Here is a 21,804-nt window from a genome sequence, read left to right as displayed (position 1 = left end):
GCCTCCTCGGAGGGGTTCAGATTCCAGTATCGGATACGTGGAGGGTGCGGCTCTTGGTACGGATCGGATCAGCCGGGTCAGCTGACCCCGAGCCAGCCCTCGATCGGGTGGAGCGCGAAGAAGACCAGGAAGATTCCGGTCAGCGCCCACATGAAGGCACCGATCTCGCGCGCCTTGCCCTGCGCCAGCTTGATGACGACGTAGGAGATGACACCGGCGGCGACGCCGGCCGTGATCGAGTACGTGAAGGGCATGATCACGACGGTCAGGAAGACCGGGATCGAGGTGGCGCTGTCGGCCCAGTCCACGTGGCGGGCGTTCTGCATCATCATCGCGCCGATGACCACGAGGGCCGCGGAAGCGACCTCACCGGGGACGATCTGCGTGATCGGGGTGAAGAAGAGGCAGAGGGCGAAGAAAAGACCCGTGACGACGGAGGCGAGGCCTGTGCGGGCACCCTCGCCGACGCCGGTGGCCGACTCGACGAACACGGTCTGGCCGGAGCCACCCGCTACGCCACCGATGGCGCCACCGGCACCGTCGATGAACAGCGCCTTGGACAGGCCCGGCATGCGGCCCTGGTCGTCGGCCAGCTTGGCCTCGGTACCGACGCCGATGATGGTGGCCATCGCGTCGAAGAAGCCGGCGAGCACGAGGGTGAAGACGATCATGCCGACCGTCATGACACCGACGTCGCCCCAGCCGCCGAAGGAGACGTCACCGAAGAGCGAGAAGTCCGGCATGGAGACCGCGGAGCCCGAGAGGACCGGCGGGCCGCTCTTCCAGGCCTTCGCGTCGATGTCCGCGACGGCGTTCAGGATGGCCGCGAGGACGGTGCCGCCGACGATGCCGATCAGGATCGCGCCGGGCACCTTGCGGGCCTGCAGGGCGAAGATGACGAGCAGGGTCACGCAGAAGAGCAGGACGGGCCAGCCGGCGAGCTCTCCGCCGTGACCGAGGGTGACGGGGGGACCGAATTCCGAGCCCTTGCCGACGAAGCCCGCGTTCACGAGGCCGATGAGGGCCACGAAGAGGCCGATGCCCATGGTGATCGCGTGCTTGAGCGCGAGCGGGATCGCGTTCATGATCATCTCTCGGAGGCCGGTGACGACCAGGAGACAGATCACGACACCGTAGATCACGCACATGCCCATGGCCTGAGGCCAGGTCATCTGCGGGGCGACCTGCGAGGCGAGCACGCCCGACACGGAAAGACCGGCGGCGAGCGCCAGCGGCACCTTGCCGACGAAGCCCATGAGGAGCGTGGTGATGCAGGCGGCGAAGGCCGTCGCGGTGATCAGGGCCGCGGGGGCCATCGTGGTGCCCGCGACGTCCTTGCCCGAAAGGAGCAGGGGGTTCAGCAGGAGGATGTACGCCATCGCCATGAAGGTCGTGATACCGCCACGAACCTCGTTGCCGACGTTGGATCCGCGCTTGCTGATGTGAAAGTACCGGTCGAGCCAGGACTGACCGGCGGGGGTCGGAGAGCCTTCTCCGGCCTCCTCCGCACTGGTCTTGGGCTCTACAGAGGACTGGGTCATGGTGCCTAACTCCCAAGGTTCAAAGGGGCACCCGCATAAAGATTGGAGACACGGGATTTGGGAAAACGCGTTTGGCTGCACGACCCGGGGTGACGGCCCGAGGCGACGCAAATAGCGCACTGAGTCGAGTGCACTGCGTGTACTGCGGGTACTGCGTGGGTGCGGTACGGCTGGTACTGCTGGTGACACCGGGGGTAGGTGGTGTGACCGGGGGTGATATCTGGGTACTTCCGGTGAAAACTTGACCGCGAGCGGTGCGGCGCTGATGACTCCGGACTTCTGTGCTCCGGGCGGTGCGACTGGAAGTGTGACGTTCCCGTGTCACACCGCCCGGAAATCTGGGGGGGGTCCGGGGGCCTCGCGGCCCCCGGACCAGCCGTCCTAGAGAGTGCCGGTGAGCAGTTCCGGACGGATCGGCGTCTTGTTGATCTCCAGACCGGTCGCCGCCCGGATCGCCGCGATGACGGCCGGGGTGGACGAGAGGGTCGGGGCCTCGCCCATGCCGCGCAGGCCGTACGGGGCCTTCGGGTCGGCGAGCTCCAGGACGTCGACCGGGATGGTCGGGGTGTCGAGGATGGTCGGGATCAGGTAGTCCGTGAAGGAGGGGTTGCGCACCTTCGCGGTCTTCGGGTCCACGATGATCTCTTCCATGATCGCGACGCCCAGACCCTGGGTGGTACCACCCTGGATCTGGCCGACCACGGAGAGCATGTTGAGCGCCTTGCCGACGTCCTGGGCGGTCGCCAGCTCGACGACCTTGACGAGGCCGAGCTCGGTGTCCACCTCGACGACCGCGCGGTGCGCGGCGAAGGTGTACTGGACGTGGCCGTTGCCCTGGCCGGTGACCAGGTCGAAGGGCTCGGTCGCGGCGTGACGGAACTCGAGCTCGATGTCGATCGCGTCCTCGCCCTCCAGGATGTCGGCGAGGTCCGCGAGGACCTCTCCGCCGTCCGTGACGACCTTTCCGCCTTCGAGGAGCAGCTCGGCGGTCGCCCACGCGGGGTGGTACGAGCCGTTCTTGCGCCGGCCGATCTCCAGGACCGCCTCGCGGACGGCCTCACAGGTGTTCTTCACCGCGCCACCGGTCATGTACGTCTGCCGCGAGGCGGACGTGGAACCGGCGGAGCCGACCTGCGTGTCGGCCGGGTGGATGGTCACCTGCGTGACGCCCAGCTCGGTACGGGCGATCTGCGCGTGGACGGTGATGCCGCCCTGGCCGACCTCCGCCATGGCCGTGTGGACCATCGCGACGGGCTCGCCGTTGATGACCTCGAGGGTCACGCGGGCGGTGGAGTAGTCGTCGAAGCCCTCGGAGAAGCCGACGTTCTTGATGCCGACCGCGTAGCCGACGCCGCGGACGACGCCTTCACCGTGGGTGGTGTTCGACAGACCACCGGGCAGCGCGCGGACGTCCGCGCTCTCGCCGGCGGACTCCCACTGGCGCTCCGGCGGCAGCGGACGGGCCTTGACCCGGCGCAGCAGCTCGGCGACGGGCGCCGGAGCGTCCACGACCTGACCGGTGGGCATGATCGTGCCCTGCTCCATGGCGTTGAGCTGGCGGAACTCGACCGGATCCATGCCCAGCTTCGCCGCGAGCTTGTCCATCTGGGCCTCGTAGGCGAAGCAGGCCTGGACGGCGCCGAAGCCGCGCATCGCGCCACAGGGCGGGTTGTTCGTGTAGAGCGCGATCGCCTCGATGTCCACGTCCTCCAGGACGTACGGACCGACCGAGAGGGAGGAGGCGTTGCCCACGACCGCCGGGGAAGCGGACGCGTACGCGCCGCCGTCCAGGACGATCTTGCACTTCATGTGCGTGAGCTTGCCGTCCTTGGTGGCGCCGTGCTCGTAGTACAGCTTCGCCGGGTGACGGTGCACGTGGCCGAAGAAGGACTCGAAGCGGTTGTAGACGATCTTGACCGGCTTGTTCGTGGCCAGGGCCAGGAGGCAGGCGTGGATCTGCATCGAGATGTCTTCGCGGCCACCGAACGCGCCGCCGACGCCCGAGAGCGTCATGCGGACCTTCTCCGGCGGCAGGCCCAGGACCGGGGCGATCTGCTGGAGGTCCGAGTGCAGCCACTGGGTGGCGACGTACAGCTCGACGCCGCCGTCCTCGGACGGCACGGCCAGGCCGGACTCCGGGCCGAGGAAGGCCTGGTCCTGCATGCCGAAGGTGTACTCGCCCTCGACGATGACGTCGGCGCGCTTGCGGGCCTCTTCCACGTTGCCGCGGATGATCGGCTGGCGGTGCACGATGTTCGGGTGCGGGACGTGACCGATGTGGTGGTCGTCACGGCCCTCGTGGATCAGCGGCGCGCCCTCGGCGAGGGCGGAGGCCTCGTCCGTGACGAGCGGCAGCTCACGGTAGTCGATCTTGATCTTGGCGGCCGCGCGGCGGGCGGTCTCCGGGTGGTCGGCGGCCACGAGGGCGACCGGCTCACCGTGGTGACGGACCCGGCCGTTGGCGAGAACCGGGGTGTCCTGGATCTCGAGGCCGTAGTTCTTCATCTCGGCCGGCAGGTCGTCGTACGTCAGCACCGAGTAGACACCCGGCATCGCCAGGGCCTCGGAGATGTCGATCGAGACGATCTCGGCGTGGGCCACGGGGCTGCGGAGCGTCTGGCCCCACAGCATGTCCTCGTGCCACATGTCCGAGGAGTACGCGAACTCACCGGTCACCTTGAGGGTGCCGTCCGGGCGCAGCGTGGACTCGCCGATGCCGCCCTTGGTGTGCTTCTGCGTGACGTTGGTCGGCGTACCCGCCGGGACCGTGCGCGTGTTCTGGGCCATGGTCAGACCGCCTCAGACTGACGGGCGGCCGCGAGGCGGACCGCGTCGAGGATCTTCTCGTAGCCCGTGCAGCGGCAGAGGTTGCCGGACAGGGACTCACGGATGTCCTGGTCGGACGGGGAGGGGTTCTCCTCCAGCAGCGCGTCCGCCTGGACCAGGAGGCCCGGGGTGCAGAAACCGCACTGGACGGCGCCGGCGTCGATGAACGCCTGCTGGATGGTGGAGAGCTCGACGCCCTCGCCGGTCTGCGAGTCGCCCGGCTTGGCCTGCCACTGCTTGGCCGCGTCCAGGGTGACGCCGCCCTTGCTGCCGCAGCCGCCGCCGGTGCCGCAGGCACCGCCGTGGCCGTGCTCGTCGCGCTGCTTGGCGAACTCCGCCAGGCCCTCGACGGTCACGACGTCGCGGCCCTCGACCTGACCGGCCGCGACCAGACAGGAACAGACCGGCACGCCGTCGAGACGGACGGTGCAGGAACCGCACTCGCCCTGCTCACAGGCGTTCTTCGAACCGGGCAGGCCCAGGCGCTCGCGCAGGACGTAGAGAAGGGACTCGCCCTCCCAGACGTCGTCGGCTTCCTGCTGACGGCCGTTGACAGTGAAATTGACGCGCATGATTACGCAGCCCCTTCAAGCGAGCGGCCGTTGTTCGAACCGCGGTACTGCTCCCACGTCCAGACGAGCTGGCGGCGAGCCATGATGCCGACCGCGTGGCGGCGGTACTTCGCCGTGCCGCGGACGTCGTCGATCGGGTTGGCCGCGCCGGAGGCGAGGTCACCGAACTGCTTGGCGATCGACGGGGTGATGACCTTGCCGGACTCCCAGAAGCCACCCTCTTCGAGCGCGGCGTTGAGGAACTCCTCGGCGGCCTTCGCCCGGATCGGGGTCGGCGCGGCCGAACCGATACCGGTACGGACCGTGCGGGTCTCGGGGTGCAGCGCCAGGCCGAACGCGCAGACGGCGATGACCATCGCGTTGCGGGAGCCGACCTTGGAGTACTGCTGGGGGCCGTCCGCCTTCTTGACGTGGACGGTCTTGATGAGCTCGTCGGCGGCCAGCGCGTTGCGCTTGACGCCGGTGTAGAACTCGTCGATCGGGATCAGGCGGGATCCGCGTACGGACTCCACCTCGACCTCGGCGCCCGCCGCGAGCAGCGCGGGGTGGGAGTCGCCGGCCGGCGAGGCGCAACCGAGGTTGCCGCCGACACCGCCGCGGTTACGGATCTGCGGGGACGCGACCGTGTGCGAGGCGAGCGCGAGTCCCGGAAGCTCCGTGCGGAGGTTCTCCATGATCTGCGTGTACGGGACGGAGGCGCCCAGACGTACCACGTCCTCGCCGACCTCCCACTCCCGCAGGAGACCGATGCGGTTCAGGTCCAGGAGGTACTCCGGCCGACGGTGGTCGAAGTTGATCTCGACCATCACATCGGTGCCACCCGCAATCGGCACAGCTGTGGGGAACTCGGCCTTAGCGGCGAGCGCCTCCTCCCAGCTGGCGGGGCGAAGGAAGTCCATGTGCGGCTCTCTTCTTCTTAATCGGGTCGTTCACTTCAAGCCAGGAGGCCGTTGGGCCCTCGACTGGTCGTTCACGTGCTGTTAACGCGGTGTGGACTCAGTACACCGGCCCTGCGTCCCCCGGGTGCAGTCACCGAAACCATGAAGGAGTTGGCTGGGGACCTCCCTCGTCTTGTAGATTCGTATGAAAGGCAGGATGCGACGACCTGCCCGATTTCCAACGGCAACATTCGAGACAGATCGGCGGCGACATCATGCGGCTGCGCGCACTGCTGGAAACCGAGGCGCTGGGGCTGCGGCTGCTGGGCGGCGAGGAAGAACTCGACCGGACGGTCCGCGGGGTCATGACGACCGACCTGAGGGATCCCAGCCGATACCTATCCGGAGGGGAACTGGTCCTCACTGGCCTGGCATGGAGACGAAATTCAGCCGACTCCGAGCCGTTCGTACGAATCCTCGCGAGCGCCGGCGTGGCCGGGCTCGCGGCCGGCGAGGCCGAGCTGGGAGACATTCCCGACGACCTCGTCACGGCGTGTCTGCGCAACCGTCTCCCGTTGTTCGCTGTAAACGAAGACGTTGCATTCGCCACCATCACCGAGTACGTGGTGCGGCAGGTGTCGGGAGAGCGCGCCGGGGACCTCGCGGCCGTCGTGGACCGCCATCGGCGGCTCATGACCTCCGGTCCCGCCGGTGGTGGACCCGATGTGGTGCTCGATCTGCTCACCACGGACCTCGATCTCCGGGCCTGGGTGCTCTCGCCCACCGGCCGGCAGATCGCCGGGGCGGGCGAGCCGCTGGCGCCGGGCATCTGCGCGGCACTGGCGAGCGAGCACCTCGCGGCGGTCCGGACGGGCCGCAGGGGCCCGCACCGGATCTCCCTCCAGGGTATTATGTACTCCCTCTTCCCGATCAGGGGACACGGGCGCGGACCCGCAGGTCCGGCGGCCCGGGACGTCCGCGAGAGCGTGCTCTCCGACTGGCTGCTGGCCGTCGAGGCCGACGCCGGCGACTGGCCGGCCGAGCGGCTCGATCTGCTCCAGGGCGTCACCCAGCTCATCGCGGTCGAGCGGGACCGCCGCGACGCGGCCCGCACGGTGCGCCGCCGCCTCGCCCAGGAGGTCCTGGAGCTGGTCCAGACGGGCGCTCCGCCCGCCGAGATCGCCGCCCGCCTGCGGGTGGCCGCGCCGGTCCTCCTGCCCGGCCTGGGCACCGCCCCGCACTGGCAGGTCGTCGTGGCCCGGGTGGACTGGGACGGCGGTGACATCGCGGGCGGCCCCGTAGCCCAGTCGCTGCTGGAGGAAATCCTCGTAGACCCCTCCGTCTCCGGTCCCGAACCCTCGGACCGGATCGCCGTCGCGCATGCCGGGGACGAGGCGATCGCCCTCGTACCGCTGCCCGCGCCCGCCGGCGAGCCCGGCGAGGAGAAGGGCCCCGACACCGCCCTGCACGCGGAAACGCTGCTCGCGGCCGTACGGGACCCCCTGGCGGCCGGACTCGCCGACGACGGCCGGCTCACCCTGGGCGTCAGCGCGGCCGTGTCCTCCGCCGAGGGCCTGCGCGGGGCCCTGGAAGAGGCCCGGCACGCCCGCCGGGTCGCCGCGGCCCGCCCGGGCCGGGTCTGCGCCGCCGGCCACCACGAGCTGGCCTCGCACGTCCTGCTGCTCCCGTTCGTCCCGGACGACGTCCGCCGCGCCTTCACGGCCCGGCTGCTCGACCCGCTGCGGGACTACGACCGCCGCCACCGCGCGGAACTCATCCCCACCCTCGAAGCCTTCCTGGACTGCGACGGCTCGTGGACCCGCTGCGCGACGCGTTTGCACCTCCACGTCAACACGCTGAGGTACCGGGTCGGGCGAATCGAGCAGTTGACGGCGCGGGATCTTTCCCGGCTGGAGGACAAGCTCGATTTCTTCCTGGCACTGCGCATGAGCTGAGAAGATCCACCGCCTGACCGGCCGGGGGGCCGGTCCGGGGCGGACGGGGGGCCGGCAGGGGGTGACTGATGATCCGTCCGGACTTTGTGAAAGAGTTCACCCGACCCCTTGGCCGAACCTGCCGATCCGTGCTCTCATTTCGCCCCAGGGCTCAACGACGTGCTGCTTGGTTGCTTTGGGGAGGGCAATGTGGCGGATACCGCCATGTCCAGTGCCGGAACTACCGGGGGAGACGACCCCCTCCAGCGGGCGATATGGCGGCTGCGCTCGCGTGGCTGTTGGACCGACGCGGCGGCCCTGCTGACACCGCACCTGCACGATGCCGGAGCCGCCGTGCAGCGGACCGGACTGCTGGTCGAACGCTGCCTCTTCACGGGCCAGGGCTGGGCCGAAGCCGAGGACGCCCTGCGGGTGGCCGAAGCGGTCTCCCAGGACGACGACGACCGGGGCGCGGCCGCGTGCGAGCGCGGTCACCTGGCGTACGCGGCGACCGTACTGGGCGTACGCGACCGGGCCGACGAGGCCCGCTCCGCGCTCGGCCGGGCGGCGGCGCTGCTGTCCCCGGGGTCGCGCACCCGGCCGCTGCTGGACTTCCGGCGGGGCCTTGTCGCCGAACACTTGGCGGACGCCCCGTCATCGGCCCTGCCGGCGTACCGGCGGGCCCACGCGGGCGCCCTGGCCCACGGCGACACCCTCCTGCTGTCCTTCACCTGGCGGCACCTGGCGGCGCTGGCCCTGCGGGACGGGGAGGTCGCCGAGGCCCGCAAGGGCTTCGCGGAGTCCCTCCGCATCCGGGAGGACCTGGGCTTCCTCGTCGGCACCGCCCCGGCGCTGGCGGCCCTGGCCGAAGCCGAACCGGAACCCGAAGCCGCCCGCCTCCGCGCGGAGGCCCGCCGCCTCTTCCACCTCCTGGGCGGCATCCCCACCTGGCTGGCGGACCAACTCCACCCGGTACCCCCGCCTGCACCTGCACCTGCACCTTCTTAACGCGCCGCTCGCGCGGTGCGGCCCTGGCGGGCCTTACCGGCTTCGCGCCGCTGCGCCGGACTCCGTCCGGCGGTGGCGCCGGTCGGGGCTGCCGCCCCCGCCGTGCCGGGGCGGGGTCCGGTGGGCGGGTGCGGGTGGTTCGGCCCTGCGGGGCGGAGTCCCCTACCCGCCCTTCGCCCGTTCCCCGGGCGCTGCCCGGAGCCCGGTCCTCAAACGCCGGACAGGCTGAAGGCGGGGTCCCGGGCTGCGCCCGGACCCCCTGGGGCTCCGCCCCAGACCCCGGTCCTCAAACGCCGGACGGCTGAAAAGACCACCCGGCCGGGGTCGCAGGCTCGGACGGTCGGGGACGGGGGCGGGGTGGGGTGTTGGCCGGGACGTAAAGCGTGATTTGTGGCGCAGGCACACCCCACAACTGTCGAAGAAGTACACAGGGCGCCTAAATCATGCAGTCCAGGCCGACACCCCACCCCGCCCCCGGCACCGACCAACCCGCAGCCAGACCGACCGCCGGCCACACCCCAGCCCCGCCGGCGTTTGAGGCGCAGGGGCCCGGGGACCGGTCCCCGGCAACGGCGCCGCACCCCGTCCCCGAGGGGGTCAGCGGGGCGCGAAGTGGCCGCGGATCAGGGATTCCGCCCCCGAGAGGTCGCCCGCGGAGAGCGCGGACACGACCGCCACGTGTTCCGCCGCCTCCGCGACAAGCTCCGCCCGCCGGATGCGCCGCGGCCCCGGCAGGGGCCACTGGGAGCGGCGGTGGAGATCCGACGCCACCAGGAGGAGCTGGGCGTTGCCCGCCAGCGCGAGCACCGCACGGTGAAACTCCCGGTCCGCGTCGGCGTACCGCGCCGGATCACCCGCGTCGGCCGCCTCCACGGTCTCCGCGGCCGCAGGCCCCAGCGCGACCCAGGCCGCGGACGGCACCGTACGGGCCAGCCGCAGCATCACGGGGACTTCGAGCAGCGCCCTGACCTCGGCCAGTTCCGCCAGCTCCCCCGGGGTGCGGGTCAGGACCCGGAAGCCCCGGTTCGGGAGGCATTCGACGACCCCCTCCAGCGCCAGCTGCTGCATCGCCTCGCGCACGGGCGTCGCGGAGACCCCGAAGCGCTCCCCCAGGGCCGGGCCCGAGTAGATCTCCCCCGGGGCCAGCTCGCCGGCGATCAGCGCCGCGCGCAGGGCGTCGAGGATCTGCCCGCGCACGGAATGCCGTACGACCTTCCGGTTCTGCTGCTCCGGCACCCGGGCTCGGGCCGTCTCGCGCACTCGGTCCTCCCACGGGTTTCGATCTGCCCCCGAAGAATAGCCCTCCTTCCCACGCCCCACGGAGATCAGGTAAGGTAAGGCTTACCTGTTAACGATCGCGTGGATCGGTGGTTCGCCATGACCGTCACGGCCGTCGCGCCCGCCCCGGGCCACGTCCACCCCGTACGCACCCCCCGCACCCCCCGCAACCCCCGCAACCCCGCCCCGGCCGGCTCTCCGGTGGCGGACGCCTACGCACGGCTGACCGAGGCCTACAGCGGCCTGCGCGTCACCGAGCTCGCCCCGCACGAACCCTCCCCTCGCGGTGTGGGGTGGGTCGGTGCGGACGAGCTCGCGGCGGGCGGCGAGGCCCTGGAGGCGTTCCTCGCGTGGGACGAGGCGCAGATACTCCGCGACTACGGGCGCCCGGGCCGGCACGACGTGGTGGCGGGGTTCGGACTGCACCGGTACGCGTGGGAGGCCTGTCTGCTGTTCACGGCCCCCTGGTTCCTGGACCGGCGCGTGCCGCTCCTCCCCCCGGAGGCCGTGTCCTTCCACCGGACCGACGGCCGGATGGCCGTCCGCGTCCGCTCCTTCGCCTGCCTGCCGGACGACCCGGCGGCAGCGCTCCCCGGGGCCCGGGTCGTGCCCGACGAGGACGCGCTGCGCGCAGAGGTAAGGGCCGCGGTGGCCCAGCACCTCGAACCGCTCGTGGAGGGCTTCGGCCCGCGGATGCGGCGCGGTCGGCGCGCCCTGTGGGGCATGGTGACCGACGACGTGGTCGAGAGCCTCTGGTACGTGGCCAACCTGCTCGGCGAGGCCGAGGAGCAGCGGGGCGTGCGCGAGCTGGACCGGCTCTTCCCCGGCTCGACCGCCCCGTACACCGGTGGCGCGGGCTTCCGTACCCTCGAAGCCCCGGACGGTCGGGAGCTCCCGACCCGTGACCGGGCGAGCTGCTGCTTCTTCTACACCATCCGCCCGGACGACACCTGCGTCACCTGCCCCCGCACCTGCGACGAGGACCGCGTCGCGCGCCTGACGGCCGACGGCTGAGAGGCGCGGTCCGGCCTTACGGCGCCAGGGTGCGCAGTACGCAGAACTCGTTGCCCTCGGGGTCCGCCATGACCACCCAGCTCCGGTCCGGGCCCTGGCCCACGTCCGCCCGGGTGGCGCCGAGGCCGAGCAGTCTGGTCACCTCGTCCTCGGTACCGGCGTCGATCGGGCTGACGTCGAGGTGCAGCCGGTTCTTGACGGCCTTGCCCTCGGGCACCCGGACGAACACCAGGGTGGGCGGCATGTGACGGGCCCGGATGTCCTCGGCGGTCGGCACCCAGGAGCCGATCTCGACCATGTCCTCGCTCCGGTCGATCACCTTGACGTCCAGGACCGCGCACCAGAAGGCGGCGAGCCGCTCCGGATCGTGACAGTCGACGCTCAACTCGGTGAACCTGCTCGTCACGGCTCTTCTCCCAGACAGTGCGGACCGGCGCCACGCGGGGCGCCGACGGCTGGCCAGTGTCACCCACCCGGCCGTACGACCACCACCGGGTTTCCGCGCCGCCACCCCCGCCGCCTCAACCCACCCATCCGACTGACGGAAATCGAACTCGACTCTGGTCGCACGAGCTGGAGTTCGATCAGCAACACCCTATCCGGCGGGCTCCGCCCCCCGTTGGCGTCCACTTGCCCCGAAACCCGCGTGCACGGCTCACCGGCTGCGCCACTATGGCGCCCGGAAAGCCGCACCGGCCACAAGCCGAACAGCCGCATACGCGAGGCAAGGGACAACCGCATGAGACTGACCGACATATCGCTGGACTGGCTGCTGCCCGGCAGCCTGCTGATCCTGGGCGTACTTGCGGCAGTGGCGGTACTGGCCCGGGGCAAGCGCGAAGGCGAGAAGGCCGGGGTGGCCGAGGACAGTTGGGAGCGCAGCGAGGAGCGGCGGCGGCGCAAGGAAGCCGTCTACGGGACCGCCTCGTACGTCCTGCTCTTCTGCTGCGCGGCGGTCGCCGCGGCACTCTCCTTCCACGGGCTGGTCGGCTTCGGCCGGCAAAACCTCAACCTGTCCGGGGGCTGGGAGTACCTGGTCCCCTTCGGTCTCGACGGCGCCGCCATGTTCTGTTCGGTGCTCGCCGTCCGCGAGGCCAGCCACGGCGACGCGGCCCTCGGTTCGCGCATGCTGGTCTGGCTGTTCGCGGGAGCCGCCGCCTGGTTCAACTGGGTGCACGCTCCCCGCGGCCTCGGCCACGACGGGGCTCCGCAGTTCTTCTCCGGCATGTCCCTCTCGGCGGCCGTGCTCTTCGACCGCGCGCTGAAGCAGACCCGCCGGGCCGCACTGCGCGAACAGGGCCTGATTCCGCGGCCGTTGCCGCAGATCCGGATGGTCCGCTGGCTGCGGGCACCCCGGGAGACCTTCGGCGCCTGGTCGCTGATGCTGCTGGAGGGCGTCCGCACCCTCGACGAGGCCGTGGACGAGGTGCGCGAGGACAAGAAGGAGAAGGAGAACGACCGGCACCGCCGGCGGGAGCAACACCGCCTGGACCGGGCGCACATCAAGGCGCTCGGCAGGCAGAACCGGGCGTTCGGGCGCGTGGCCCGCGCCCGTCAGGTCGAGGTGCCGGGGCTGGCCCCCGGAGCGGGCTCCGCGCCGGTCGGCGCGGAGCCGGCCATAGCGGAAACCGGACAGCTGCCCCTACGGCGCCGGCCCTCCCTGCAGGCCGTGAGCGGAACCGAACCCCCTCACACGACTGACCCGGCCAACACGGCCGTCGGCCCCCGGACGGTGGACCTCACCGCCGAGGACGACACGCAGACGCTCCCCCGACTCGACTCACTGGAACGCAAACTGAAGGACCTGGAGCAGCAGTTCGGCTGAGATGACGGGCACGCGCCCGTCCGGGATCCGCTGCGCGGGGTCCGCCCGATCACTCAGGCGGGCCCCGCCTCCCTCGCTCCGTCGAGTTCGAACCACACCACTTTGCCGCCGCCCAGCGACAGCCCGAGCGCGTCCACGCCCCAGGCGTCGGCGAGCGACTGCACCAGCACCAGTCCCCTGCCGTGCGTACCGTCGTCGGCGGACGGTACGTGCGGCCGGGGCCGGCGGGCCGCGTAGTCACGGACCTCCACCCGCAGCCGGTCGGCGGCGAGCGTCGCCGAGACCTCGGCTCCCTGATCGGTGTGGACGAGGGCGTTGGTGACGAGCTCGGTGATCAGCAGCTCGGCCACCTCGGCGGCCTCCGCCCTGCACCGGTGGCGCATCAACTCCCGTAAATCCTTGCGGACTTCCCCGACCGCTTTGAGATCGGCCCGCCGCACGCTCCGGGTGATCCCCGACGCGTCCACCGCCGCCTCGCCCTCGGCCGACGGTTCGCGCGGCACCGGCCGCCCTCTCCGCCACAGCTTTCCGGCCTTCGCCCCCACCCGCACGGCGATGTACCTCCCGCATGCCCGCTGCTCCCGAAGGCCCGCCTGTCGAACAGGCCTACGGGATGCATGCCCCCCGGGGGAATCCGCACGCATCCGGGCTCAGGGGCGCGGCACGTTACGGAGGTTGGATCGAGCCATCTGGATCATCCGGCCCACCCCTCCGTCCAGCACGATCTTGCTGGCCGAAAGTGCGAATCCGGTCACCATTTCGGCGCTGATCTTCGGTGGAATGGACAGGGCGTTGGGGTCCGTGACCACATCCACGAGAGCGGGCCCCTTGTGCTTGAAAGCGTCCCTCAAAGCCGCTGTGAGCTGCTTGGGCTTCTCCACCCGGACCCCGTACGCGCCCGCCGCGCGGGCGATCGCCGCGAAGTCGGGGTTCTTATTCGTGGTTCCGTACGAAGGAAGGCCGGAAACCAACATCTCCAACTCGACCATCCCGAGCGATGAGTTGTTGAAGAGGACCACTTTGACGGGGAGGTCGTACTGCACCAGGGTGAGGAAATCTCCCATCAGCATGGAGAAACCACCGTCGCCGGACATCGACACCACTTGACGTCCGCGATCGGTGAACTGTGCGCCGATGGCCTGCGGAAGGGCGTTGGCCATGGAGCCGTGGCTGAAGGAGCCGATGATGCGGCGCTTTCCGTTCGGGGAAAGATAGCGCGCCGCCCAGACGTTGCACATGCCTGTGTCCACGGTGAATACGGCGTCCTCGTCAGCGAGTTCGTCGAGGACCGCGGCCACGTACTCGGGGTGGATGGGCGTGCGCTTCTCCACCTTGCGCGTGTACGCCTTCACCACTCCCTCCAGGGCGTCCGCGTGCTTCTTCAGCATCCGGTCGAGGAACCGGCGGTCCGTCTTGGCCTTCACCCGGGTGTTCAGCGCGCGCAGGGTCTCCCGTACGTCGCCCCAGACGGCGAGGTCCAGCTTGGTGCGGCGGCCGAGGTGTTCGGGCCGGATGTCCACCTGGACGATCTTGACGTCGTCGGGGAGGAAGGCGTTGTACGGGAAGTCCGTGCCGAGCAGGATCAGCAGATCGCACTCGTGGGTGGCCTCGTAGGCCGCGCCGTAGCCGAGCAGCCCGCTCATGCCGACGTCGTACGGATTGTCGTACTGGATCCATTCCTTGCCGCGCAGGGCGTGCCCGATGGGGGCCTTGACCCGGCCGGCGAACTCCATGACCTCGGCGTGCGCGCCGGCGGTGCCGCTGCCGCAGAAGAGCGTGACCCGGTCGGCCTCGTCGATGAGCCGGACCAGCTTGTCGATCTCCCCGTCGCCGGGCCGTACGGTCGGCCGCGCGGTCACCAGCGCCTGCTCGGCGCTCCGCTCCGGTGCGGGCAGGGAGGCGATGTCCCCGGGCAGGGACACCACGCCGACGCCGCCGCGCCCGATGGCGTGCTGGATGGCGCTCTGCAGGACCCGGGGCATCTGGCGCGGGTTGGAGATCAGCTCGCTGTAGTGGCTGCATTCCGTGAACAGCCGGTCGGGGTGGGTCTCCTGGAAGTAGCCGAGGCCGATCTCGCCGGAGGGGATGTGGGAGGCCAGCGCGAGGACCGGGGCCATGGAACGGTGGGCGTCGTAGAGCCCGTTGATCAGGTGGAGGTTGCCGGGGCCGCAGGAGCCCGCGCACGCGGCGAGGGTGCCGGTGATCTGTGCCTCGGCGCCCGCCGCGAAGGCGGCGGTCTCCTCGTGGCGCACCTGGATCCACTCGATGCCGCCGGTGCGGCGGATCGCGTCGACGACGGGGTTGAGGCTGTCCCCGACGACTCCGTACATCCGGCGCACGCCGGCGCGCACGAGAATGTCGATGAACTGCTCCGCCACGTTCTGCTTGGCCATGGAGGGGGCGCCCTTCCCTTTTCCGGTTCGGCTCTGCCGGGTGCGCCTCCCATCCACGCATGATCCGCCGGGTTACGCCTCCCAGACCGCGGCGGCCGTCCGGTCGTCGGCGTAGCCCTTGAGGCGGAGCTGGGTGTCCGCGAGGAAGGCGGCGAGGCCCGGCGGCGGTGCGTCGGCCCAGCGGGCGGCGAGCTCGACGGAGAGCGGTTCCTCCTCGCGCATCGGGTCCGCGAGGCCGCCGGAGCACAGCAGCAGGGTGTCCCCGGGGCGGGCCACGGAGGCCCTGAACCGGAAGCGGAAACCGGCGGGGACGGCGGGCGCCGGGGCGGGGGCGGATGCCGGGGCGGGCTCCTCCAGGTCCCGCCACTGTCCGTCCCGGAGCCGGAACAGGCCGCCCGCGCCCGCGCCGAAACAGACCCGGGTGCGGCAGCCGGGGTCGACCGGCAGCAGCAGTCCGCGCAGCCCGGCCGTGTAGCCGTCCTCCGGGAGCCCCAGCTCGGCGGCGCGGGCACGCAGTTGCCCGTAGCCGCGGTCGGTGAGCCGCTGGAGCCCCGAGCGCAGGGCTTCGCGCCGGCCGTCCCGGACGTCCTGCGACAGCCGCTCGTGACTCCGTCCGACGGCTCCCGCGACGGAGCGGCACACCTCGGCGGCGGCCTCGGCGGCTCCGGGCGCGGCCCGGTCCCCGCCGGCGAGCACGACCAGGACCAGCGCGTCGGGGCCGGTGCCGAAGCGGGCGGTGAGCAGGAAGTCCTGCCGGGCCTCGCCCCGGAACCGGGCGGAGTCACCGCGCACGGAGGCGGCGCGCAGCGTGTAGCCGCCGTACTGGGCCCCCTCCAGCACGGTGTCGGGGGTCAGCGCGGCGAGCCCGGCCGGATCGGCGGCCGGCAGCGCGATGGGCTCCGCGGCGTAGGTGGGCGGCCGGTCCCCCAAATGCGCCACCACGGGCCGCGGCCCCCCGAAAACCCCACTCCCGGAACCCCCACTCCCAGGCTGTCCCCCACCCCCGGCCCCTTGCCCGGCGCCCTGCGCGTCCCCTTGCCAGCCCCTTTGCTCGGCCCCTTGCCCGGCGCCCCGCTCGGCCCCCTGCCTGGCCCCCGGGCCGGCTCCAGATCGGTCTCCAGGGCCGTCTTCTTCCCCGGCCATGCCGCCCGCCCGCCTGCCCGCCCCGCCGGACGGAGTCCCGTCACCGGAACCCGACCCGAGGCCGACGCCGGACCCGTCCCCGGACGCGGGAGCGGCGCCCCAGCCCGACCCGGAACCGGGATGCGTTCCAAGGGCGAAGCCGGTGCCGGTGCCAGAACCTGAATCGAGCCCCGGACCGGCACCGAGGCCGGACACGGGGACGGGACCAGAACCCGGCCCAGAGCCATGCCCGACACCGAGCCCGAAGGCGGAACCGACCCCAGAGCCAACACCGGGACCGGAGAGGGAACCGGAGGCCGGATCGGAGCCGGAGGCGGGACCGGGACGGGAGGCGGGGTCGGGACGGGAGGCGGGGTCGGCCCCGGAGGCGGGACCAGGAACAAGGCCGGTGTCAGAGCCGGTACCGGACCCGTGGGGGATGGCACCGGACCCGAGGCCCCGCCCGGAAGCAGAACCGACGCCGGACCCCGACGCCGGACCGGAGCCCGGGCCGGACCCGGAAACGACACCCCGCGGCGAGCCGGTCCCCGGGCCCGACCAGGGGTCGCCGCCGCCGCCCGCACCGGGTGCCGCGCCGGACCCCGCCGGGGTCGCCGGGGCCTCGTGCCCGGCTCTGCCGTACGTGTCGTCGGGGCCGCTCCCGGCCCCTGCCGGGTCCGGCTCCGGGGGCGCAGCCGCTGGGGGTGCCTCGTCCCGTAGGCCCCAGCTCCAGTCGGTCGGTTCCCCCGAGTCCTCGGCGGGCAGCGCGGGCGGGACGGCGACGCTCCCGAGCGCGTACCAGGTCTGGCCGCCCTCCCGGGGGTCGCGGGGCGGCGGCAGCACCGAGCCGCCGTACGCGTCCCCCGCCCCGGCCTCCGGCTCCACCGCCGGTCCGGAAGCCGCCAAGGGCGGCTCCGTTTCCGCCTCGGGCGCCGGCCCGGGCGTCGGCACATGCAGCCCCGCCTCCGGCACGGAATCCACCACAGGCGGCCCGGTCTCGGGCGCCGGCCCGTAGCCCGCCACAGGCGGCCCGGCCGCCGGCAGAGGCCCGTAATCCGCCGCACGCGGCCCGACCCCCGCCTCCGGCCCGGACGGCCCGACCTCCGGCAAAGGCCCGGAATCCGCCGCAGGCGGCCCCGCCACCTGCGCCACCGGATCCGAATCCGGATCCGGATCGTGTTCCGTCAGAGGGCCCGGATCCCGCCGGGGATGGGGTACCGCCGCCGGGGACGGAGTCGGCGCCACCAGGACCGCCGCCGAGCGGAAGCGGTGTTCCAGGGTGTCCCGGGGGTCGGGTTCCGGTCCCCCGTCGGGGTCTTCGTAGAGCTTCTGCCACCAGTCATCCGCGCCCGCGTCCCGCTGACTCATGGCCCTCATTGTCGGGCTCCGGTGCAGCCGAAATCCGGCGAACGCAGGAAAAAGGGGGGCCCATCGGACCGCCGTCCGATGGACCCCCCTGCCTTATGTCGTACGACTTAGCGAATGTCGTACGCCCGCGCGACCATCTGGGTGACGGTGGCGCCGTTCTTGTCGGTCAGCTCGACCTTGAGCATGACCTGCTTGCCCGCGGCTCCGGCGTGGTCCACGGTCGCGGTCCACTGCCCGCCGCGCTCGCTCACCTTCGCCTCGGTCCAGCTGCCGCCCTCGTCGTACGAGTAGGACAGCTTGGCCGACTTGAGCGCGCCCGGCGCGTAGCCCGCGTGCCCGCTGACCGCCAGGCCGATCTTCTGGCCGTTGGCCGCGGCCAGGGTCTTCATGCCGTCCAGCGGGGCGGAGATCCGCGGGAAGATGACCGGCAGTGCCTGCGAGTACTGCGTCGCGTCCAGCTTCGAGCGGAAGGTCCAGGTGGTCTGGATCGCGGAGGAGCGCTGCCAGGTACGGGACGGCTGGCCGATCTTCTCCAGCTGCTGGGTCAGTTCGTACGTGGCCTCGCGGGCCGGGACCTCGAAGGCCCCGAAGGGGTAGCCGGTGTCGCCCAGCGACTCGCCGTCGACCTTGAGCGAGACGTTGCCGAGGTCGCCGAAGCCGCCCTGCTGGGCGTAGTGCCCGGTGTCGCCCCACATGGCGGAGGCGAAGCCGATCAGGTTGCCCTGGCGCTCGGCGGCCAGCTGCTCCTTGCCCGCGGTGTCGCGCGGCGCGACCGGGCCGATGACCCCGTCGTACCAGTTCTCGGCGCGCTGGGAGCCCGCCTTGTACGTGCGGTGCTGGTCGGTCATGAACTCGCCCCACGGGAAGCTGCTGGAGACCATGTGGTCCCAGGCGGTGTCCCCGGCGGAGTAGTACTCGGTGCGCTTGCCCGGTACCGCGACGGTGTCGATGGAGCCGAAGTACACGGCGTTGCCGAGCGGGCGGTAGGCCCCGGTCACGTCGACGTAGTCGGCGGCGACGCCCATCGACTGGTAGGCCGATTCGACGGCGCCCAGGTCACGGTCGCGCACCCGGTAGGTGCGGTCCCCGTGGACCTGGCCCTTCTCGATCTGGGCCAGGTTGTAGACGTACGGGCTCTTCGCGCTGCCCTTCCAGCTCAGCGTGACCGCGCCCTTGCCGAGCTTGGCCAGTAGGGCCTGTCCCTCGGCGGATTCGACGGTCAGCACCGGGAGGGCGCCGCCCGCGTAGCCGGTGAAGGCCTGCCAGCGGCCGGGGGCGTCGCGGTAGACGAGGACGGCCTTGGCTCCGGCCGCCTTCGCGTTGCCCGCGATCTCGTACGCCGACCCCTCGTCCGCCGTCTTGACCAGGACGATCGCGTCCTTGGCGGCGACGGCGGCGAGCTCCTCGGGCGTGCCGGAGCCCGCGCCCACGAGCGGGGCGCGGCCGGTTCCGTCGAGGTTGTCGCTGCCGGTGGAGGCGGTGATCGGGTGCAGCACCGGGCCGCCGTTCGCCTTCAGCTCGGAGAGCAGCGGGGCGGCCGCCCGCCAGTAGCTGCCGAACTCGAAGTCGCCCTCCTTGGCCGTGCCGTCGACCGAGGCGTAGTAGCCGCGGATCGTGCGGCCGCCCATGGCGGTGCCTGTGTGCGCCCATTCCTCGCCCCAGGAGCGGGAGAAGGCCAGGGTGGTGGCGCGCGCCTCGGTGGGCTTGTCGGTGGCGATGCTCAGCTTGGCCGCCTTGCGGGCGTCCAGCACGATCACCGTGTCCTTCTTGATCTCGGTCTGCGGCCGGCCGAGGTAGGTGAGCGAGTCGTACATCCGGTCGCCCTCGCCCGCGTCGGGGGTGCCGACGAAGGCGGACAGGAAGTACGAGCCCGGGCGGACCCGGTAGACCTGGTCGGCGGCGCCCTCGTTGAAGCGGCGCTCACCGGTGGCGTCGTCGGTGCCGATCACGTCCAGCGAGGACGGGCCGGCGGCCGGCTTGCCCGTGCGGTCGAGGAGCTTGACGCGCAGGGTGACCGTCTCCGGCTCCACGTAGAGGGAGAAGGGGGTGGAGACGTGCACGCCCTTCGCCGTGGCGACGACGCGGCCGGTGACGTCCCCGTACTGGGAGCGCTCCAGCTTCGCGGCGGGGTCCAGGGCGAGCGGCACCTTGACGGTGGCGCCGGCCGGGACGGTCACGGTGCGCTGGTCCAGACGGGCGACCTGGCCGCGGACGGCGGAGCCGTCGTTGCCGGTGACCTTCTCGACGGAGAGGTTCAGCGTGACGGGCTTGGTCCCCGTGTTGGTGTACGGGAACGAGAGGGCGGTGCGGTCGCTGCGGTCCTGCGGCCAGTTGTAGGTGCCGCCCTGGAGCGCGGGGGCGCCGGTCACGGTGGTGTCGATGGCGGCCTTGACGTCGAGCCGCCCGCCACCGGTCTCCCGTACGTCGCCCGGGACCGAGGTGTTGGCGGAGCCGACCAGCGCGGCCTTGATCTGCTGCGAAGTCCAGTCGGGGTGGCGCTGCTTGACGATGGCGGCGGCGCCCGCGACGTGCGGGGTGGCCATCGAGGTCCCGGACATGGAGCTGTACGCGTACACCCCGCGGCCACCCATGGCGGCGGCGGAGATCCCGACGCCGGGGGCGGCGATCTCGGGCTTGAGGGTGTGGTTCAGGCCCGCCGGGCCACGGCTGGAGAAGGAGGCCGTCTTGTCGTCGCGGTCGACGGCGCCGACGGTCAGCACGCTGGGCGCGCAACCGGGCGAGGAGACCGTGTTGTTGCCGGGGCCGGAGTTGCCCGCGGCGATGACGAACAAGGTGGTGCTGCTCTGGGCCAGCGCCTCGGTGGCCGCGGCCATCGGGTCGTCGCAGGAGAGCTGGGAGGGGTCTCCCAGGCTCATGGAGACCACGTCGGCCTTGCTGTCGACGGCCCACTGCATGCCCGCGATGATCCACGAGTCCAGGCCGTAGCCGGAGTCGTTGAGGACCTTGCCGCTGAGCAGCTGCGCGCCGGGGGCGACGCCCTTCTTCGCCCCGCCGCTCTCGGCGCCGGAGCCGCCGACGGTGGAGATGGTGTGGGTGCCGTGGCCCTGGCGGTCCTCGGCGGTGTCCGAGTCGGTGAAGTTCTTCGCCTCGGCCACCCGGCCCTTGAGGTCGGGGTGTGCGAGGTCGGTGCCGGTGTCGAGGACGGCGACCTTGGTGCCCGTGCCGTCGAATCCGGCGGCCCACGCGGCGGTGGCGCCCACCTGCTTGGTGGAACGCTCCAGGTTCGCCTGGACCTTGCCGTCCAGCCACAGCTTCTTCAGCCGGGGTGAGGCGGCCGAGCGCGCGTGCGGGTTCACGTTCGCGCCGGTGACGTCGGCCCAGAAGTCGGCGGCCTTCGCCTTGTCGGCGGCGAGGGCGACGCCGCCGATGGAGCCGAGGACCAGCGACTGCTCGGCGCCGGCCGGAACGGGCGGGGCGCTGCGCGCGAGGCCGGCGGAGGCCTCGTAGACGGCGATCAGCGGAAGTTTCTTGGCGTGCGTGTCGTCGTAGCCCTGCCGGATCAGGCCGGTGACGTTGAAGAGTTCCTCGTCGGCCTTGCCCGCGGCGAGCGCCGTGATCGCGCTCTCGGGGTAGACGTAGAGGTCCTTGCCCGCCTGGCGGGTCTGCACGATCGGCTGCGAGCCGTCCGCGCGGGGCATCGCGGTGGCCGCGGTGCGGCCGGCCGCGTCGGTGGACACCAGGATCCGGTCACCGGTGACCAGGGTCACCGTGACGGGCGTGGTGGGCTGCCGGGAGGCCGCCTCGCTCCCGGTGAGGGCCCTCTTCTCGGTGCCGGTGCCGGTTCCTGCTCCGGACGCTCCGTCGCTCGGCTGTGCCGTGGACGGGCCCACGGCCGTGACGGCCAGGACGGCCGCGATGGCCGCTCCCAGTGCCGTACGCGATATCGGGCGCATCGCTCTCCCCAGGTGAATTCCGGCCAACTACGGCATTGCACGGCGAAAACGCCGCGTAAATGGCTTCTGGCCAGCGGATGTTGGTGCTGCGGTGGCGCCACCTTGGCAGAGGGGCGGGGGGTGCGGCGATG

14 protein-coding genes are annotated in these 21,804 nt (G+C 71.9%); 4 read left to right on the top strand and 10 right to left on the bottom strand.

Features of this window, described 5'->3' with window-relative positions; translation table 11 throughout:
- Positions 1-77: 77 nt before the first annotated feature.
- The 4 genes from OG247_RS33635 to OG247_RS33620 form a co-directional block, all read right to left on the bottom strand.
- Positions 78-1,541 carry an NCS2 family permease gene (locus OG247_RS33635; RefSeq protein ID WP_327255722.1) on the bottom strand — a complete coding sequence of 488 codons (1,464 nt, stop codon included), beginning with the start codon at positions 1,539-1,541 and terminating at the stop codon, positions 78-80.
- 381 nt (positions 1,542-1,922) lie between these two features.
- Complete coding sequence (locus tag OG247_RS33630) at positions 1,923-4,328, bottom strand: xanthine dehydrogenase family protein molybdopterin-binding subunit (protein WP_327255721.1); 2,406 nt, start codon at positions 4,326-4,328, stop codon at positions 1,923-1,925.
- A 2-nt stretch (positions 4,329-4,330) separates the two neighbouring features.
- A complete protein-coding gene (locus OG247_RS33625) occupies positions 4,331-4,939 on the bottom strand; it encodes a (2Fe-2S)-binding protein (protein ID WP_243338761.1) in 609 nt (202 codons plus the stop codon).
- Between the two features lie 2 nt (positions 4,940-4,941).
- Entirely contained in the window at positions 4,942-5,838 is an 897-nt protein-coding gene (locus tag OG247_RS33620) for an FAD binding domain-containing protein (protein ID WP_250744166.1), read from the bottom strand.
- A gap of 254 nt (positions 5,839-6,092) precedes the next feature.
- On the opposite strand from OG247_RS33620, the gene OG247_RS33615 reads away from it, so the two are divergent.
- Complete coding sequence (locus tag OG247_RS33615) at positions 6,093-7,772, top strand: PucR family transcriptional regulator (protein WP_327255719.1); 1,680 nt, start codon at positions 6,093-6,095, stop codon at positions 7,770-7,772.
- A 189-nt stretch (positions 7,773-7,961) separates the two neighbouring features.
- Positions 7,962-8,759 carry a hypothetical protein gene (locus OG247_RS33610; RefSeq protein WP_327255718.1) on the top strand — a complete coding sequence of 266 codons (798 nt, stop codon included), beginning with the start codon at positions 7,962-7,964 and terminating at the stop codon, positions 8,757-8,759.
- Between the two features lie 597 nt (positions 8,760-9,356).
- Here the strand turns inward: OG247_RS33610 and OG247_RS33605 are convergent.
- A complete protein-coding gene (locus OG247_RS33605; RefSeq protein WP_442813677.1) occupies positions 9,357-10,085 on the bottom strand; it encodes a GntR family transcriptional regulator in 729 nt (242 codons plus the stop codon).
- Positions 10,086-10,136: 51 nt separating this feature from the next.
- Here OG247_RS33605 and OG247_RS33600 point away from each other — a divergent pair, with 51 nt between their 5' ends.
- Positions 10,137-11,051 (top strand): (2Fe-2S)-binding protein, encoded by a 915-nt coding sequence (locus OG247_RS33600; protein ID WP_327255716.1) that lies wholly within the window; start codon positions 10,137-10,139, stop codon positions 11,049-11,051.
- A gap of 16 nt (positions 11,052-11,067) precedes the next feature.
- Here OG247_RS33600 and OG247_RS33595 read toward each other — a convergent pair whose 3' ends face one another.
- Positions 11,068-11,457, bottom strand: coding sequence for a VOC family protein (locus OG247_RS33595; protein ID WP_327255715.1), 390 nt, complete (start codon positions 11,455-11,457; stop codon positions 11,068-11,070).
- Positions 11,458-11,790: 333 nt separating this feature from the next.
- On the opposite strand from OG247_RS33595, the gene OG247_RS33590 reads away from it, so the two are divergent.
- Entirely contained in the window at positions 11,791-12,876 is a 1,086-nt protein-coding gene (locus OG247_RS33590) for a DUF2637 domain-containing protein (RefSeq protein WP_327255714.1), read from the top strand.
- Between the two features lie 53 nt (positions 12,877-12,929).
- Here OG247_RS33590 and OG247_RS33585 read toward each other — a convergent pair whose 3' ends face one another.
- From OG247_RS33585 to OG247_RS33570, 4 genes are all read right to left on the bottom strand, one after another.
- On the bottom strand, positions 12,930-13,316 hold the full coding sequence (locus OG247_RS33585) for an ATP-binding protein (RefSeq protein WP_327257732.1): 387 nt from the start codon (positions 13,314-13,316) through the stop codon (positions 12,930-12,932).
- 210 nt (positions 13,317-13,526) lie between these two features.
- A complete protein-coding gene (locus tag OG247_RS33580) occupies positions 13,527-15,269 on the bottom strand; it encodes a pyruvate dehydrogenase (protein WP_327255713.1) in 1,743 nt (580 codons plus the stop codon).
- Between the two features lie 72 nt (positions 15,270-15,341).
- Positions 15,342-16,211, bottom strand: coding sequence for a protein phosphatase 2C domain-containing protein (locus tag OG247_RS33575; RefSeq protein ID WP_327255712.1), 870 nt, complete (start codon positions 16,209-16,211; stop codon positions 15,342-15,344).
- Positions 16,212-17,866: 1,655 nt separating this feature from the next.
- A complete protein-coding gene (locus tag OG247_RS33570) occupies positions 17,867-21,673 on the bottom strand; it encodes a S8 family peptidase (RefSeq protein ID WP_327255711.1) in 3,807 nt (1,268 codons plus the stop codon).
- Between the last annotated feature and the right edge of the window lie 131 nt (positions 21,674-21,804).

It is taken from the genome of Streptomyces sp. NBC_01244 (assembly GCF_035987325.1).
Classification (GTDB): Bacteria; Actinomycetota; Actinomycetes; order Streptomycetales; family Streptomycetaceae; genus Streptomyces.
This window is presented reverse-complemented; position numbering and strand designations above follow the sequence as displayed.

Excerpts from the sequence above, each read along its gene's own strand:
- OG247_RS33635 (WP_327255722.1), bottom strand. The coding sequence starts at position 1,541 with ATGACCCAGTCCTCTGTAGAGCCCAAGACCAGTGCGGAGGAGGCCGGA.
- OG247_RS33630 (WP_327255721.1), bottom strand. The coding sequence starts at position 4,328 with ATGGCCCAGAACACGCGCACGGTCCCGGCGGGTACGCCGACCAACGTC.
- OG247_RS33625 (WP_243338761.1), bottom strand. The coding sequence starts at position 4,939 with ATGCGCGTCAATTTCACTGTCAACGGCCGTCAGCAGGAAGCCGACGAC.
- OG247_RS33620 (WP_250744166.1), bottom strand. The coding sequence starts at position 5,838 with ATGGACTTCCTTCGCCCCGCCAGCTGGGAGGAGGCGCTCGCCGCTAAG.
- OG247_RS33615 (WP_327255719.1), top strand. The coding sequence starts at position 6,093 with ATGCGGCTGCGCGCACTGCTGGAAACCGAGGCGCTGGGGCTGCGGCTG.
- OG247_RS33600 (WP_327255716.1), top strand. The coding sequence starts at position 10,137 with ATGACCGTCACGGCCGTCGCGCCCGCCCCGGGCCACGTCCACCCCGTA.
- OG247_RS33590 (WP_327255714.1), top strand. The coding sequence starts at position 11,791 with ATGAGACTGACCGACATATCGCTGGACTGGCTGCTGCCCGGCAGCCTG.
- OG247_RS33580 (WP_327255713.1), bottom strand. The coding sequence starts at position 15,269 with ATGGCCAAGCAGAACGTGGCGGAGCAGTTCATCGACATTCTCGTGCGC.
- OG247_RS33570 (WP_327255711.1), bottom strand. The coding sequence starts at position 21,673 with ATGCGCCCGATATCGCGTACGGCACTGGGAGCGGCCATCGCGGCCGTC.